Origin of the sequence: Sphingobacterium sp. UBA7253 (assembly GCF_002472745.1) — a bacterium.
Taxonomy (GTDB): domain Bacteria; phylum Bacteroidota; class Bacteroidia; order Sphingobacteriales; family Sphingobacteriaceae; genus Sphingobacterium; species Sphingobacterium siyangense.
Window position 1 is genome coordinate 1 of sequence record NZ_DKSP01000005.1, and the last position, 15,223, is coordinate 15,223.

At 35.3% G+C, this 15,223-nt stretch carries 15 protein-coding genes and 1 pseudogene; 4 read left to right on the top strand and 12 right to left on the bottom strand.

Features of this window, described 5'->3' with window-relative positions; translation table 11 throughout:
- The 4 genes from B2X72_RS00310 to B2X72_RS00325 all read right to left on the bottom strand — a co-directional run.
- On the bottom strand, window positions 1-343 hold a 343-nt coding region (locus B2X72_RS00310; protein WP_286847994.1), incomplete at its 3' end, for a hypothetical protein.
- 327 nt (window positions 344-670) lie between these two features.
- On the bottom strand, window positions 671-1,267 hold the full coding sequence (locus B2X72_RS00315; protein ID WP_070565714.1) for a hypothetical protein: 597 nt from the start codon (window positions 1,265-1,267) through the stop codon (window positions 671-673).
- 173 nt (window positions 1,268-1,440) lie between these two features.
- Entirely contained in the window at window positions 1,441-2,037 is a 597-nt protein-coding gene (locus tag B2X72_RS00320) for a Crp/Fnr family transcriptional regulator (protein ID WP_286847996.1), read from the bottom strand.
- 749 nt (window positions 2,038-2,786) lie between these two features.
- Window positions 2,787-3,080, bottom strand: a complete 294-nt coding sequence (locus B2X72_RS00325) for a putative quinol monooxygenase (RefSeq protein ID WP_070566204.1) — start codon at window positions 3,078-3,080, stop codon at window positions 2,787-2,789.
- A 526-nt stretch (window positions 3,081-3,606) separates the two neighbouring features.
- Here B2X72_RS00325 and B2X72_RS00330 point away from each other — a divergent pair.
- A pseudogene (locus tag B2X72_RS00330) lies at window positions 3,607-3,819 on the top strand (transposase); the annotation flags it as partial.
- 779 nt (window positions 3,820-4,598) lie between these two features.
- Here the strand turns inward: B2X72_RS00330 and B2X72_RS00335 are convergent.
- The 4 genes from B2X72_RS00335 to B2X72_RS00350 form a co-directional block, all read right to left on the bottom strand.
- Window positions 4,599-4,781: a hypothetical protein gene (locus B2X72_RS00335; RefSeq protein ID WP_028069684.1), complete on the bottom strand. Its 183-nt coding sequence runs from the start codon at window positions 4,779-4,781 to the stop codon at window positions 4,599-4,601.
- A gap of 15 nt (window positions 4,782-4,796) precedes the next feature.
- Window positions 4,797-5,078, bottom strand: a complete 282-nt coding sequence (locus B2X72_RS00340; protein WP_286847997.1) for a hypothetical protein — start codon at window positions 5,076-5,078, stop codon at window positions 4,797-4,799.
- 294 nt (window positions 5,079-5,372) lie between these two features.
- The gene (locus B2X72_RS00345; RefSeq protein ID WP_286766863.1) at window positions 5,373-7,052 is read right to left on the bottom strand and encodes an alpha/beta hydrolase-fold protein; all 1,680 of its coding nucleotides are present in this window, start codon (window positions 7,050-7,052) and stop codon (window positions 5,373-5,375) included.
- A 97-nt stretch (window positions 7,053-7,149) separates the two neighbouring features.
- Entirely contained in the window at window positions 7,150-7,962 is an 813-nt protein-coding gene (locus B2X72_RS00350) for a helix-turn-helix domain-containing protein (RefSeq protein WP_070565939.1), read from the bottom strand.
- Window positions 7,963-8,377: 415 nt separating this feature from the next.
- Between B2X72_RS00350 and B2X72_RS00355 the strand changes: the two genes are divergently transcribed.
- Complete coding sequence (locus B2X72_RS00355) at window positions 8,378-9,361, top strand: Rpn family recombination-promoting nuclease/putative transposase (RefSeq protein WP_070565937.1); 984 nt, start codon at window positions 8,378-8,380, stop codon at window positions 9,359-9,361.
- 108 nt (window positions 9,362-9,469) lie between these two features.
- Here the strand turns inward: B2X72_RS00355 and B2X72_RS00360 are convergent, their stop codons facing one another.
- Window positions 9,470-10,264, bottom strand: a complete 795-nt coding sequence (locus tag B2X72_RS00360; RefSeq protein WP_070565936.1) for a hypothetical protein — start codon at window positions 10,262-10,264, stop codon at window positions 9,470-9,472.
- 339 nt (window positions 10,265-10,603) lie between these two features.
- On the opposite strand from B2X72_RS00360, the gene B2X72_RS00365 reads away from it, so the two are divergent.
- Together B2X72_RS00365 and B2X72_RS00370 are read left to right on the top strand one after the other, a co-directional pair.
- Window positions 10,604-10,996, top strand: a complete 393-nt coding sequence (locus B2X72_RS00365) for a hypothetical protein (RefSeq protein ID WP_204991092.1) — start codon at window positions 10,604-10,606, stop codon at window positions 10,994-10,996.
- The gene (locus B2X72_RS00370) at window positions 10,993-11,217 is read left to right on the top strand and encodes a hypothetical protein (RefSeq protein WP_115049171.1); all 225 of its coding nucleotides are present in this window, start codon (window positions 10,993-10,995) and stop codon (window positions 11,215-11,217) included. The genes B2X72_RS00365 and B2X72_RS00370 overlap by 4 nt, the downstream gene beginning before the upstream one ends.
- 459 nt (window positions 11,218-11,676) lie before the next feature.
- Here B2X72_RS00370 and B2X72_RS00375 read toward each other — a convergent pair whose 3' ends face one another.
- The 3 genes from B2X72_RS00375 to B2X72_RS00385 all read right to left on the bottom strand — a co-directional run bounded on the left by B2X72_RS00375 (window position 11,677) and on the right by B2X72_RS00385 (window position 14,470).
- Window positions 11,677-12,084, bottom strand: coding sequence for a hypothetical protein (locus B2X72_RS00375; protein WP_286847999.1), 408 nt, complete (start codon window positions 12,082-12,084; stop codon window positions 11,677-11,679).
- A gap of 453 nt (window positions 12,085-12,537) precedes the next feature.
- A complete protein-coding gene (locus B2X72_RS00380; protein WP_070564584.1) occupies window positions 12,538-13,071 on the bottom strand; it encodes a hypothetical protein in 534 nt (177 codons plus the stop codon).
- The gene (locus B2X72_RS00385; RefSeq protein ID WP_139144948.1) at window positions 13,016-14,470 is read right to left on the bottom strand and encodes a hypothetical protein; all 1,455 of its coding nucleotides are present in this window, start codon (window positions 14,468-14,470) and stop codon (window positions 13,016-13,018) included. The genes B2X72_RS00380 and B2X72_RS00385 overlap by 56 nt, the downstream gene beginning before the upstream one ends.
- Between the last annotated feature and the right edge of the window lie 753 nt (window positions 14,471-15,223).

Here is a 15,223-nt window from a genome sequence, read left to right on the forward strand (position 1 = left end):
TTAAATAAATGATGGAGAAGAAAACGAAAGCGAGGAATGGAAAAAAATGTAGTCCCCAATACCGAATTTTTGCTGTTGGTTTGACCATGTAGTGAACGGCCAGGTAGAAGCAGGGGAGTGTAGCCCATCGCGGGAGTTCCAGCGTATGGATCAATCCATTGCTCTCGATATGAAAACCTTCCAGAAAAAGCTGGGTAAATAAGCATGCCATCAAATAATACCAAGTCCCAAGCCACCGGTCTGCGTGGGAACAACTGTGGTTGACACCCATAACGATTAAGGTGCCGAGCAACAGAAATGCACCCGCTGAAAAAGCATGAAAGGTATAGAGTATATTGATCATGGGCCGTAGCAAGTTATCATTGTAACGTGAATTTAAACATAATTGATCAAATGGTGCTACATCATCCATATAAGTACCCCGATCCAACCATTTACGGACAGCGGGGCGACGAGTAAGCTTTTTTTTACAAATTAGCAATGATCTTTACTGGTCTTGTCCGTGTCCATCCAAACGGATAAATCTGTTAGGGTTCCATGCGATACAATATCAAACTGCTGTCGAATGAGATTACTGATATAGGTTGCTTTTTCGTTTTTCGGTTTATGCTTCGATCGCTTAAGCGGAGATAGTGATTTTATCAATGACAGCACAGTTCTCGATTATAGCTTATTGTTTCCATTTCACTTTTCCCTTATCGTCCAACATTTCGATAGAAGGGTTACCCAGACTGTCCACCTTTAAAATAATTCTCGGTATCTCATTGTTATCTTTCATCACCAAAGAAGCGTTCCCATTCTCTGTTAGTAGGTTTATCCGGTTAATATTATGCCCCGGCTTACCGGATAGATCTTTATCATTAATCAATAGACCAGCCCTGAAATAATTGTCGTGTTTATTATCCTGTGCCAGGATACCAATGGCATCGGCATTCTGATAATCAAATGCAAGTGCATTCAGGTTAGTCTCTTCATTATCGGTAATTGCCAAACCACCTCTTTCGTCTCCATTTTTATCATAGAAAATCAGGCCCGCGGGAGCGTAAGCCCTTTTATATGTTTTCCCTTTGATAATAGGTTGCGGAATGTTATCTGTGTTTGCAATAACGACACGATTATTTCCAGATCTGTCCTTGATATCTATTCTTTCAGCACTTAAACTGTGCTTGTTGTTCAGAAAAAAGTAGACCACACAAGCCATCAGTACGATATTGGAAAGAATAAGTGCGGTTAGAAATATTTTTAGTGTTTTGGAAATTGTTTGCATAATTTAATTTCAATTGTTAATTATTACGGTCTCCTATTCCAAACTTCAATTAATAGTACGATGCGTTCTATTTCAAAGAGTTTAATAGTATCCTTTATTATTGTTTGATAATAAGCAAAAATAAAGTGTGATTTCGAAAACGCACTCTATATAGGTTGAGCGTAATGATTTTTTTATTTGGTTAGCCCTTTACGTATTCGGCTCAACTGTGTTGGGGTAATGCTCAGGTGCGAAGCAATATATTGTAGTGGAATTCTGCTGTCAATTCCCGCGTGTGCCGCCAGCAATTTGAGATATCTTGTGGTTGCACTTTCGGTCAGTAAAGAAATTTCTCTTTCTTCATTAATGACGATCCATTTTTTCTCCAAATAGGCAATGTAAAGGTTTTTTAGTTCATCATTTTGATTGATAGCTGCTCTTGTTTGATGATAAGGCATACATACCACAGTAGTGTTTTCAATAGCTTGCAGTTTAAAATCGTTGGGCGTTTTTATGATTGCCGAAAATCTTGTGCTCGCAAAATCCCTCTCCAAATAAATCCATTTATTCCAGATAGCTCCTTTTTCATCAATAAAATAAGAGTTTAAGGCTCCTTTACAGACAAAGAAAATGTCATTGGCGACACGCCCTTCCCTAAGTAAAACTTCATTTTTCTTAAACTGCTGAACGTAGGCCGTTTCAGCCAATAAATCAAATGCCTTATCCGAAATGGGATATACGCTTGTAACAGCTGTTTTAAAGTCAGCAAGATATTTTTCTGTTTCTGTCATTTGCTTTAGCGGGGCTATATTCGAATAAATATAACGTATATTTTAAATAGCTAAAATTGATTTTTCTTCTTCTTTGGATATTTCGATATCAATGACCACTAGATATATATGATAGATTTTATCTTGGTATTATTGTGCCTGAATTTGTAGCGGCAATAATAGTCGTCTGTATTTATTGTTCTGTTTCGTTTTTGAAACCGAAGCGTTATCCCAGTAGCTGCGGTGAGAATAATCTCTACCGATTCCGTATCGAGATCCCTGGCCGACCTCAACGAATAAAATTTCCAGATAAGTCCAAATCTGAGAATAAGTTATAAGTGTCGAAATAAAGGAACTATTTTGGCCACTTCATAAGTGGCTCCTTTGTAGGGGCTTATTGTTTTTTTGTCAATTTTTACCATCAACTCTCATCCTTTGCAGCATTTTCTTCGGCAAGCTTTCCTTTAAGTTATAGGACACCAGCTATCCCGATCACCCTTTGACTTTCTGATCCTGGCATAAAATTTTTTACGATCTTTAAAGAACCAATACGTCGCTATTATGATAAATATATTATTAAAAACGGTTACAGATGCAATAGACATTAATCAAGCAGATAGGGACCTGATTTCAAAACTTTTTAGGGAAAAGAAATATTGAGACTAAGCACAGCAGATAGAACATTAACCTGTTTTGTAAACAAAGGAAGCCTGTCCAAATTCATTTACAGAACTTTGACAGACTTCCATTTTAGAATAATTATGGTATGTTTATTTAGCGGCTAAAACGTCCAATTTCTCAATAGATGGCGGATTAGCTAACAATTCTGGTGCATTTTCCATAAGCGCCTTTGCTATCTTACCACCAAGATGTGCTTGTCTGCCTTCTTCATCTGAAAATGTGTCATAAATGCCAAATGTAGAAGAGTCAATACGAAACGCATACCAAGTAATAGTGCCGACTTCTTCATTAGCAAGTGGCAACGCACTTGTAATAAACTCTTCAACGTTTTTTTCTTTTCCAGCTTTTGCTTCTAGTCGAACTAATAATCCTAATTTTTTCATATATGTTTATCTTTTTTAAATTACACATTTTTATAACAAATGTAGCTCATTTAAGTTTTTTAGGATTTTTTATTTGGTTCAAAAACTTATGAAAAAAGATCAACTACCGTTATAACGTAGCCTTTGGGGATATCAATAAAACCATCTTAACTTACTGTAATAGAATGTTAGAATCCCTGCATCAAAATGCCTAAAATAACGCTATTGTATGGACCCTTTTTAATTCACCCCAAGATTCTTTATCAAATTCTTCGCTATCTTACCATTGTTGTTGATTAAACGTTCTAACATAGGCTTGGTTTAGTATGTTAAAAATGTGGAAAAGATCTAACCTAAACTATCGTCAAGCAATACATATTTGTAACCTCTCAGACATTAAAACGGAGGTTTATTGAGATTATTCGATATCCTTAATTAGCATGATTAATTTTAAAAGATGTTGTATCAAAAACTTGTATCAATAAACAAAGTTTCATGAATTTATATCACATGAGTTTAATGTAACTAAATATGAAAATTGGGTATGCAACTGGAAAACCACTTGAACGAAAAGAAAGCTTCGGGCAATAGCAATCGTCGAAATGGCAAGACAAAAAAGACAGTCCGAGGTCTCAATACCGGAACTTTTGAGCTGGAGACAGGCCGGGATAGATCGGTAAGGTTCGAGCCTAAAGTAGTACCTAACAGACAATTAATTATCACTGAACAGCTTGAGGGACACGTGTTGAGCATGTATGCCCATCTCCTGCTAGTTGAACTGAATTATTAAAAAACTCTTCAAATCCGAATTGACCTACTCCGTCAAATGTGATTTCTTCAATTCCAAAAAATTCAAAGGCGCTAGCAAATTTTAGTAATTCTCTTATCTCTGGCGGAATTTGTCCTGTTGGCAATCTTTGGCTAATTCGTCAATTTGTTGATTTGTCAAACCTTCTTTTAATTCTACTTTATATTCGTCGCCATCTTCTTAAATATATTGTTCGGTCGAAATGGAAGTTAGTTTTTCCGTAGGTGTCATAAATGCAATTGTGTTTTCTTGATGTGTCGTGTTATGCTTGTAGGTAACTGGCGCGGCGACTTGTCGTAGCTGTATCGAAGATACGAAAGTGGAGCTGTTTTGCCAAGTCACTTGTTATAATTTAGTGGATGCGCCATTAAATGAGGAATCTGGCTATCGGAATTTTTATGGAGATACCGCTAGCCCCAAATTACGAAGCATGGTGGTGCATTGAAAACTTTATCGATTTACCACAGGGACGGAATAGCGCTTTAGATTTCGGGGTACATGCAGGCGAAGTCAAAGTCCGACTGGAATTTTTGCCAAGGAATAGATGGTCTATCTAAAAGCAGTGAAGCATGAAGCCACTCGGTATGATATATCAGATATTTATATGCAGTGGTAAGGCTATTTTAATCAAGAGACAGAAGAGAAACTCCAGATAATAAATATACGCGTTAAGGAATTAAAGATTTTTTGGCGTATAGCCGGGGGCCTAGTTAAATAGTTTACAGAAGAAACTATTTTGGTAAATTCATAAGTAGTTCCTTTGCAGGTACTTCTTGTATTTTTCCGTCAACTTTTACCACCAAACTCTCACCCTTTGCTGCACTTTCTTCGGCTAGTTTTCGTAAAGCCTTTTGCACTCCTAAACGAATTCGTTCAGCAAGATTAATATTTTCAATATTTACCTTATCGTTCATTATAGTATTTCGATTTTAGTGTTGACCAAATTTCGCTATTTGAAACGAATTCTCCAAATTTATCACCCTGAGCAAGGAAGGGCTTCCCCCTAAGAAGGAATAGTCCCAGATTTCAGCAGACAGGTCGGTAAGGGACTCTTTTAATTGTTCCCATTGCCCGCGGTCTGACCAGGCTGATTCAATACATTGTTTCCGGTTATTGTAAGCTTCTGAAGCGGAATAAGCCATGATATCGTCGAGGGTAACACCCTCCGGATAATACTCTTTTAACTGCTCTGTTATTTGTTCCTTTCGCATCTGAATTTATTTACAATTAGTATCCCAGTTCTTCACTCCAGTCCCAGGATTAGTTCCTACCATATTGGCTCCTCTCGCAAGATTCGCTCCAAGCTGTGCATTGATTTAGACCTGCATTTCAGGAGGCCTTTTTTTTAATTTGTTAAAACTGCCGAACGAATCGACTGTTCTTCCGCGTAACCAACTCTTCTTTCGAACCCATACCGTAGCCTTAACAATGCGTCATCATCTTGAAATTAAGAGCTGTATATATTCTTTTTAACAACCTTTTGATGAAAAGGACGCGTACATATTTTAGGATATATTAAGGTTAATACGATTTATCCAAATTTGTTCTCGGTCTTGGTTGTTTTCAAAGTTCTGCAACATATATTCACGATTGTACTTTACTTTTCCATTGAAATACAATTTACCATTTACGTAAACCTTTACTTTCTTCTTCAGATTGACCATTTCAGGCGAAATATTGATTGAAAATGATTTAATAGATGAAGTTTTAATTCTGAAAATGTTGTTTTGATATTCAGCTTTTATTTTTCCTGATTTTCTTGGAAAATCAAAAGCTTTTTTATTAACCTCCTGCACAACTAAGCTATCGTTTTTGTCGTATTTCAACCATTGGTTGATTTTGAAATTTAACTCTTTGTGCCAATTTGATTTTCGGCTTAGGGTATCTAGTTTTATATCAGAAAACCAATCAATATTTCCGTATTTTTCATCATCAAATTCCCAAGATATTTCTTTCGAAAAAGGATTTCTCTTCCGGCTTATTAGGTCGTTAAAAAGAATCTGATAAGCTGGTTCAGATTCGTCAAATTGTGGAAACCAATGCGGAAATCCATTGTAGCGATAATCTTTGTAATCGGCATTTATTCCGTTCATTAATTTTGTTAAATCATCATTTGCGTTTGGTGGATAATAATAATCCTCATCTGTTGAAAAATTGATAAATGAACGGTTTTTAATATTTTCAACGAAAGTACCACCCGTAAATATTTTTGGATAAGTGTTAAATCCGTAAAAACCTGCAAATTGTGTAGGTTGTTTCATCAGATATGAAAACGACCCCGTTCCTCCGTTAGAATGTCCCGAAATGAAAACTTTATTGTCATCAACGTTGACTGCTTTCTTGATACTTTCAAGCATTTCGGGAATCATAAAAAAGCCCTCATTTGATGTCATCCAATTGTATTGCCTGCTCCCTTTTGGAAAAACTAAAATGACATCATTTTGCTCTGCATATTTTGTGTAATATCTATTCCAACCACCTAAATTCCAATCTGCAAACTGATAATCAATCAACGCATTACTTCTTACTGCACCATGAAGAAAGAAAAGCAGGGGATACTTCTTATGAGGATTGTAATTTTTTGGTAAATGAATAAAAAACGAAGTTTTGGTTGAATCGTTTATTTTGAATGAAATAGAATAATCCTGATTCTTTTTCGCTTTGTAGGGATTAAAGTTTTTTATTTTCTCATAAAGAGATTTTTCATCCTGAAATTTATCTAGGTTAGTTGGCTCTATGCTGAAAAATTCATCTTCCTTTACTTTTAATTGGATGTAAAAACGATCTTTATTTTTAATAGCATCACTTTTCAAAATTTGCCATCTTGGGTCACCTATTAGATCTTTATATTCTTCCGAAGCATAATCTCTAATGATATAATTCCAAGCGGGATAAGTTTTCCAGTCGGTTTCCTTCTTTGCCAGCGCAGATAAATAGGTAAATGCTTTATCTTTATTATTCAATTTATAGGCTAAGATTGAAGCGTTATAGCGGCTAAATTGATCTATACTATCCGGAAAGCGCGCAAATGCATCCTCGTATAATCCTAATGCATGCAGATACGCAATTGAATCTTTTGCTTTTTTTTTGTTTTCGACCGCTTTTCGAATCAAAGTTGAATAATTTTCCTGTGCTTGGGCAAATAAACTTAACAGAACTAAAAATAAAACAATACAATATCTCATAAATCAAAATTTAATCAGGCAAATCTACAGACAAACTATTTCGGAAACTTGTAAAAATGGAACTTTACTCGAACTTGTAAAAATGGAACTTTACTCGTTAAGGATCCAGATGCCAAAAAGTATCTTCTTTTCCTAAAATAGTTCCTTTGCTAAAAAAGTTTCTAGGTGAATTATCAACCAGATTTTTATAGATTTTATTAAGATGAGATTGGTCGCTGAAATTAAACTCATAAGCAATTTCAGTGAAGCTACTTTCAGGGTTCTCAAAAAGTTTCTTGTTGACGGACTGCCTAAAAAGAACTATTTCGTAAAATTTTTTTATGGAAACTCCCAAATGAAATTGAAATAATCTGTTTAAATGTTGTCTGCTGATTCCAATGTAAGTTGAAAGTTCTGTGACAGATATTTTCTCGTCATTACTGAAAATATATTGAATTGCTTGTTCTAAAATTGGGCTCTCAAATTTTTTAAAACGATGTAATAAAGCGTTGTCTAAAAAATCTGAAATATGTTTTGTTTGAGTTGTAGAAAAGATTTCTTTTAGTTCTTCTGGACTGAAAAACTCGTAATCTGTTATATAATCTGCAAAATTTAAATTTTCGTAAAATTGCTGGATACCTAAAGGATGAAATACAATGACGATTCTGTAAACTGTTCCAGATTGTTTTACATTAAGTACTTTTTGCCGAATAGGGGTGAAAATCTGAAATGGGTTTGCGTTATCATCAAATTTTATTTCTCCATTTTCCAATCTCACATGATATCTATAAATTGAAATTGTATTATTAAAATGGGGGAAACATAGGAATTTATTGATCACATTATTTGGTTTAATGTCCAAATAGTAATAATCAACATACTTTTTGACTATAGGATTTTTTGGTTTGAACGTTTGAAATAATTCCTTCATTTTTAACTTTCCACCTCGCAAATCTGCAATAATTTCAAAAATAAGAAAAAAAGTTAATGCTAAATCAACATATATCTGATCGTCTAAATAATAATGGAGATTGGAAAAAAACCTAAACAGCTTTGCTGGAGATTAGCGCTTAGCAAAGGGCTACTTTAGTCTAATATAATTCACTATCAAACGCTAAGAAAAGTGATTAAAAGTAATTTATACATAATCGATATTATTTACTAGGTTATTGTGCTAATTTATTACATACTAAATAACTCATAAAATTTGATAAAGAATAGTCTGTCTGTAATTTTTCAGCTCATGTGATTGACTATCCATATAATTTACTTGTTTTTTTACTAAATATGTTAGCAATAATCAATTTATTGTTATATATTTGTCTGATAATCAATTAATAAATATTATGGCTAGATCAAAAAAACATTTGGGTAGGTATGTAGATCCACGTACCGATTTCGGTTGGAAATTTTACTTTGGTAGGGAGGACAACAAAATCTTACTGATTGAGTTTCTCAATAGTCTGTTTCAGGGAGAGAAGATAATTTCGGATCTAAGATATAAGCCTGTAGAACATGATGGTGATTATGAGGGAATGCGTCGTGTTGTATTTGATTTACATTGTATCGGCAGCGATGGTGAGGTTTTCATCATTGAGATGCAGCAGCTCTTTCAAGAATTTTTTAAGGACCGTGCAGTGTACTATACCTCACGTCTCATCAATAAACAATTAGCGCGAGGTAAGAAGGGTAGTGATTATTACCTACCGGAGGTTTACTTTATTGGTATTTTGGAGTTTCACATGGATAGAAATGGTAGTACCGGTATATCTCGTGTCACAGAGCGGCCTTATTTCTATGATGTTGCGCTGTGTGACAAATTGACCAAAGAAATATTCTATGATAAATTGGGATATAAAATGATTTCGCTTCCATTATTTAATAAACAGCCAGAAGAACTAAAGACAGTTATGGATCAGTGGTTGTACTTACTTAAACACTTGAGTACCATGGATAGATTGCCAACATTTTTGGATAAAAGAATATTTGGTCTTATCTTTGAGATAGGAGAGATAGGTAAACTAACGGAGGAGGAGCTAATGTCATACGAAGCAAGTTTAAAACATAAGCGTGATGCTGAGAGCGTATTTAATTCGGCCAAGAAATCCGGAGAATCTTTAGGTCACGCTAAAGGCCTAGCAGAAGGTAAAGCTAAAGGTCTAGCAGAAGGTAAAGCCAAAGGTCTAGCAGAAGGTAAAGCCAAAGGACTAGCAGAAGGAGAGCGTAAAAAAGCTCTTGAGACTGCTAAAGCATTTAAGGAAATGGGGCTACCTATAGCTGATATTGCTAAGGGCACAGGGCTTTCTGTCGAAGAGGTCGAAAAACTCTAAGTTTCTTTATTTTGGATGACTGCTCCACCAATAGATGAATGGCACGAGCCGATTAAATTGGTTGACACAGTTTATGTTACAGTCTCCCGTTATATGCTGTGCTTCCTGTTATTCTGTTGTCGGTAATAGTTTGTCCGCTAAATATTGTTTCCATTTTGTCCCGGTAAACTCGCAATTTCCGCTTTTGATTTGAGCATTAGGAAATTCTGCAAGAATTGCTGTTAAGTCGTTCCAAACATTTTTCAATTTATCGTCCTTGTTTTCAAAATTCAAACTAAATTTTCCGTTTTCTACTTTAATATGCTTGAGAAAAATACCTTCTTGTGTCGAGCTAATTCTGTCCGCAAGTTGTATATAGTAACCTTGATAGTCTGGATAAGGAACTTGCTCTGGTTGTCTTTCTTCACCTGAATAATAACGAAACAGAATGTCGTGTCCGTATTTGCTTAATTTTTCTTTCCAAAATAAAGGTCTCGGAACTTCAGAAAGGTCAGCGGTCAAATATATTTCCTTCTCACTTGTCCAAGGCTTAAATGTTGTTTTTATTAGTTCTTGTTCTTCAATTTCAAGGCTGTTTGTAACAAGTCGAAAAATCGCAGGTGTAGCGAACTCTAAGCAAATTCCATTTTCAACTTCCCATGCTTCAATATATTCAATGTAATTGTCGTCACCAACATTTGTTACATCTATGTCAAAAGTCCATTCATAAATTTTTGATGGAATAATTTTGAAAGGCAAGATGTGTCTTTCTGAATTTGCCTTATAATTTGCTTTCACATTATAACCAACAATAATTTCAAGCGGATTTTCTTTTATTGCCAAAACGTGTCCGTCTTCAAAATAGAAGTTGTCGGACAACCATTTGTCAAGGTCGTTGAATGTATGTACGGTAGTTTTTAGCATTGTATATGTAGAGCGGCGACTTTGCGAAGTAACGTAGCCGTATCGAAGATACGAAAGTGGAGCTGTTTAACCAAGTCGCTTATGGTAAGCTGTCCGCGTAGCGACGGCTTACGTCAATTCCAATCTTAATATAGACTAAGGTTTCCCATAATGCTATTATCGGGCTAGGATAGGCTTAATACATCCGATTACATATAAAAAATGGGAAACCCTAAATATCTGTACGGTATACAATGTTGCTAATAATATTAGTAATATTGTGTAATGAAACCGCTAGAAATCTTTTGCCGAAATCGGGTAATGTACGCTCAAATTACCGTGCATGATAAAAGCATGGGCATGAAAGATTATCATCTTTACAACAAAAATGGTCTTGCTCATTATGTTTTCAGGAAATCTCAGGGAGAGTGGCAATTGGCATACGGTGTACTTGCCGATGACATCAAGGAAGCGTGCATTGACGCCCTTATACTTCGCTTTGATACTGATGTGCCTGAGTTGTTTTATCATCATGGAAAACGCCAGGTAGTGGAAGTTCGGGCCAAGAAATACAGCCTTTGGCATATATACCTCAATAATGCTTATGTAGGAAGTATTCATTATGACACCTTCACTAAACAGTTCAATTATCACCTTGACGACAATTGCTTATTGACCGATGATCACGTGCAAAAATATATAGCCATGATCCAGCGTGGAGAATTAAAGTGGATAAAGGACGATATTCGATGAAAAAGAATATAAAGTTCGAATGTGACGTGTGTGGTCAGAAGCAAGTGGTTGAGGTTTCTGTTTTGCATGGTGGTGGAACCTTGCAAATTATGATTGATCGGTTTTTTATAATGAATGTAGATTTTCGCAGTGGCGATTGGGTAATGCTATGTAACAATACGAGCTGGTTGACCACCGATGAACTTGTTATTATCCTCGATGAGTTGGGCTATGACGAATAAAAAAACCTTGAGTCTGGGCGGGGCGAATCCTGTTTGGTTTTAAAAACAAAAAAAGGCCGAGTTACTCCTCATCCTCATAAATGAATAAATATTATAAAGTCTTTTCCAAAATTAGAAATCACCCAAGTTGCAGCAATGATAACGGACGGTGCGACAGGTGTGGACGATCATGGAAAAACTTTTTGATAATAGAATGCTGTCATTACCGAGACAGGGGGTTGATCTGGAGTGTTCGTGAACATGATAATAATATTTGAAGCAATAAACTAGCATTCCGGAATGAAAGTATTATCAGGAAGGAACTTTTAAACAACATATTCAAATAAATGAATAATTACTATCTGTGGGATTTACATACAATTAAACCAAAGAATGAAAGCAATTCACAACCTATGTAAGCATCCATTAATATAAACACTATTATGAGTCCAGCCGTATATATCGACCGGACTTTAAGATTTATCTTTTCAAAGCCTTTTCCTTTTCTTTAAGCATCCAGTTTCGGAGCTTTTCCTCTCTTTCAGGGCTGATACGCTTTAGAACAATTACCCCCTTTAAATTTTGAGTGCTATTCCCTGTAAATCTGTCGAATTCAACCGTTATATCATATTCAAAGCGATTCCATTTGGGAGAAGTGAGACTGTCAAACGGCACAGTTGTTATGGAATCCCCCCGTTGAACATATACCAAATTTGCCCAAGTAGCAGATGTCCTACTTGGAACACCAGACATCATTGCAACATCACGGAGATCCAAATGTATTTTTTCGACCAAAGTCTGTAGTATCGATAAGTCCTTTTCTTTTTTTTGACTGTAGGCAGATGTTAAAAAACAAATACCCAAAATTTTTAAAATGTTATTCTTCATTTGTTATCAATTAATTGGGGCTAGAGGATACGCTATGGATCGGACAGTTTTTCCCATCGCCTAAGTTTGCGTATGGTTTGATCGTTTGTGGTTGACCATCGGCGCTCGTCACGGTGATAGTTGGGTTTTTTACCCAGGTTTCATTTATTTCAACAGGTGGATTACCAAAGGTTGCATAATTATTTGCAAATGCTAAAGCTTTTGAAAAGTACTATTAATACAATATCGAATCCTATTTGGTTTTTAAAAAATATTATTTCTAGCTGTTGAGCATGGAGTACTAGCTGTCAAAAAGTTTGCTGTTACCGGATTTTTGACTGTAAATGATCTAAGCACCAAAAATATTTTACGTTGACGGATCAGGTGTGGATGATCTTTAAAAGCTACACATTCAAAAAATAGATAACATCAACCTCCCCACTTGAAGTTAGTGAGTGGATAGATTGCAATTATTTACTGATGTTTTCGACTTGCTTTTTCAACTTCCTTTCTTAACTTTTTCTGATCTTTTCTTGGGCCCACTTCATTTATATAAGCAGGTTGCCTTGGTAATTTTATATCCAGATAGTAATCTTTAAAGTATGCATCTATTCTCACTTCATCAATTGTCAAATTCGATCCAAATTTTTCTATAATTACTTTTCCCCAAAAACCATCTGGAGAGATTTGTTTTGAAAATTCACCCTTTTCGTCTGTGGTAAGCGAAGCTATGGTGTCCCTGCCATTTTTAAGAAAAAAGACTCTCGCGTAAGGCACTATTTCATTATTATAGCATAATCTTACTTTTCCATGTATTAATGGAGCTACCTCGCTTTCCGTATATCCTTTGCCCATCTGATTAAAACTACTGCAATTGTTTCGATCAATTTCAGCAAAGTCGTCAAGATTCTTTTTCGTTGCACAACTTGCCAATGTCCAAAATAAAAGAATGCTAGCAACCCATGCGAACTCCTTTTTGTGTAACTCCTTTGTCTTTTCTAGTATCATATTGTTCAGCCATTATTCTATCTGTAATTCGAGATTTATCTACATCTGAAAGGTTTTTAAATGCATCCGTTTCTAATAAGCCCTTCCAGGCAATATCGTCATATATTTGCTTATCTAAATGATAGCCTTTTAATTCTCCGTAATTTTTAATGGATGCGGCTAGATCTGTAATAAAATCTCTAGCAATGGTCTCATGTTGAGCGCCATTTGAAAAAGCTTTTTTCTTTGTATACTTTTCAAATAATTGAGGATAAGTCATTGTTGCTGCCGTTGGATCATCATAAAAAAATGCAGTAAGGTAAGCATGAATAGATTCATGAAGCATTGTTGTTGCAAATGCTAAGTCGGAAACATTACCTATAACTAGTGGATTGGTATTGAAAGCTATAATTATTTCTCCTGTATTATTATTTCGATTTGTACCAGCCACTTTCATCGGATCGCTAAAATTTTCTGTAGTAAACTTAAGGTTATACCCTGGTATTTCTCCCGAAAACTTTTTGATTATATCAGCGACAGAATTTCCATTCAGCATTTTAAGTGTATCCGATACGCCTTTCATACAGTCTGGAAGATTTGTATCATCGATTTTAGCATTGAAGTTTGCAATATCACTTCCGTCCGAGCCACCTCCACCATCACCCGTACCAGGTGCATCTGGAACCCAAACATTTTCGCAGACGTACTCATCTCGGCTATCAATAAGCGACCAACCATATCCAGCACAAAATGAGGGGTAAGAACAATCTCTGCTATGATATATAGTAATACCACTACCACATCCATATCCTCCTGATTGATAGATACAATCCACCGTTTGATAGTTGCAATTTTGCTCCCATGCCATTTTCGTTGATGAAGCCCTCTTTTTCTGTACATTTTCATCTCCTTCAAAATAAGGCGAACCATTCCGGTATTTTATCAAATTTGCAGCGTTACTTTTTAGATTTGTGAATAACATTTTTCCAGTAAAGGAGCGGAGATCAGTAATTTCTTCCTTCGTATCATTGAAAAAAAAGCCTTTGTAAAATTCTTTGCCATTTTTTACGAGTAAGTATGTCTTACCACCTTTTTCAAACGTAATTTTCTTCTTATCTTCCTTGAGAAAAGGATGCAATGGAATGAACATATATTCAACTGAATCGTTTGCTTTACGGACAGTTACTTCATCCCATAAAGGTTCCCATTGAATTGGTAAGTTATCGTTTGGATTGATCTTTTTAAATATTCCTTCTTTGGCATAAAATTCTTTTATATCAGCCAAAGTCGGCTTATTTTCATTATCTAATACTTGGGACGAATCTTTCTGACAACTTACTACGATAAACAGCAAGATAAGGAGCCAGATAAAGTTTCTTGTAAAAAAATGGCTTTTCATTACTTCTATTTTACTTTTCACTTAACGATTTATAGGAATAAAGCTAAAGTTATTTATCGTGAAATTTTTACTAGATTAAAAAACTACACATTTGTGTGAAAGTTTGTAACTCGCTTATAATGTATAGATAATGCACAGGTAATATACAGGTAATAATAGAAAAGTAATTCGATTTTAAGAACCATTCTTCTGATTGAAATACAATAGGGAATTGAAATCAGCTTTACACGTTACTCGTGTAATATAGATAAGCTGGTTAGATAATATAAGAAATGAAAAAAGGACAAAGATTGCAGAGCGTGAGGGAGTACAAAACGCACTCTGTCAAAGGCTGGTGAAACATGCTGGTCTCTGTGTTACTTCCAAATGAACCTAACTGTTTTTAACAAAATCTGGATCAAAGATCACTAATCATTAGCAGTAAAATCTTATTACTTTATAAAAAAATTAAAAATTCGAATTTTAGCAGGCTTTTGAATAAAATGAACGACAATTATCTCAACTAATCTCGCGATCTTTACAGTAGATGAATGCCCAAAGCCGGTTAACATCTAGCCCAAGCGGACATCTAGCCAACATGGCCTCCCTCGACGGTTAACGAGGGAGGCCTTTTGTTTATTTTATTGCCTTATTAAAATTGCTGAATAAATCAGCTACGGTTTCCCGTATCGAACCATTCTTTCAAACCCATACCTTAGCCTTACAATTTGTAATAATCTTGAAAGTTAATATCTGTAAACATATTAATTCAGCATAAATAATGTATATTAGGCT

What these genes read in the sequence shown, in the direction of transcription:
- B2X72_RS00335 (WP_028069684.1), bottom strand. Translation starts at nt 4,781, where the DNA reads ATGAACGATAAGGTAAATATTGAAAATATTAATCTTGCTGAACGAATT.
- B2X72_RS00360 (WP_070565936.1), bottom strand. Translation starts at nt 10,264, where the DNA reads ATGCTAAAAACTACCGTACATACATTCAACGACCTTGACAAATGGTTG.
- B2X72_RS00320 (WP_286847996.1), bottom strand. Translation starts at nt 2,037, where the DNA reads ATGACAGAAACAGAAAAATATCTTGCTGACTTTAAAACAGCTGTTACA.
- B2X72_RS00350 (WP_070565939.1), bottom strand. Translation starts at nt 7,962, where the DNA reads ATGAAGGAATTATTTCAAACGTTCAAACCAAAAAATCCTATAGTCAAA.
- B2X72_RS00315 (WP_070565714.1), bottom strand. Translation starts at nt 1,267, where the DNA reads ATGCAAACAATTTCCAAAACACTAAAAATATTTCTAACCGCACTTATT.
- B2X72_RS00365 (WP_204991092.1), top strand. Translation starts at nt 10,604, where the DNA reads ATGAAAGATTATCATCTTTACAACAAAAATGGTCTTGCTCATTATGTT.
- B2X72_RS00340 (WP_286847997.1), bottom strand. Translation starts at nt 5,078, where the DNA reads ATGCGAAAGGAACAAATAACAGAGCAGTTAAAAGAGTATTATCCGGAG.
- B2X72_RS00345 (WP_286766863.1), bottom strand. Translation starts at nt 7,052, where the DNA reads ATGAGATATTGTATTGTTTTATTTTTAGTTCTGTTAAGTTTATTTGCC.
- B2X72_RS00325 (WP_070566204.1), bottom strand. Translation starts at nt 3,080, where the DNA reads ATGAAAAAATTAGGATTATTAGTTCGACTAGAAGCAAAAGCTGGAAAA.
- B2X72_RS00380 (WP_070564584.1), bottom strand. Translation starts at nt 13,071, where the DNA reads ATGATACTAGAAAAGACAAAGGAGTTACACAAAAAGGAGTTCGCATGG.
- B2X72_RS00375 (WP_286847999.1), bottom strand. Translation starts at nt 12,084, where the DNA reads ATGAAGAATAACATTTTAAAAATTTTGGGTATTTGTTTTTTAACATCT.
- B2X72_RS00370 (WP_115049171.1), top strand. Translation starts at nt 10,993, where the DNA reads ATGAAAAAGAATATAAAGTTCGAATGTGACGTGTGTGGTCAGAAGCAA.
- B2X72_RS00355 (WP_070565937.1), top strand. Translation starts at nt 8,378, where the DNA reads ATGGCTAGATCAAAAAAACATTTGGGTAGGTATGTAGATCCACGTACC.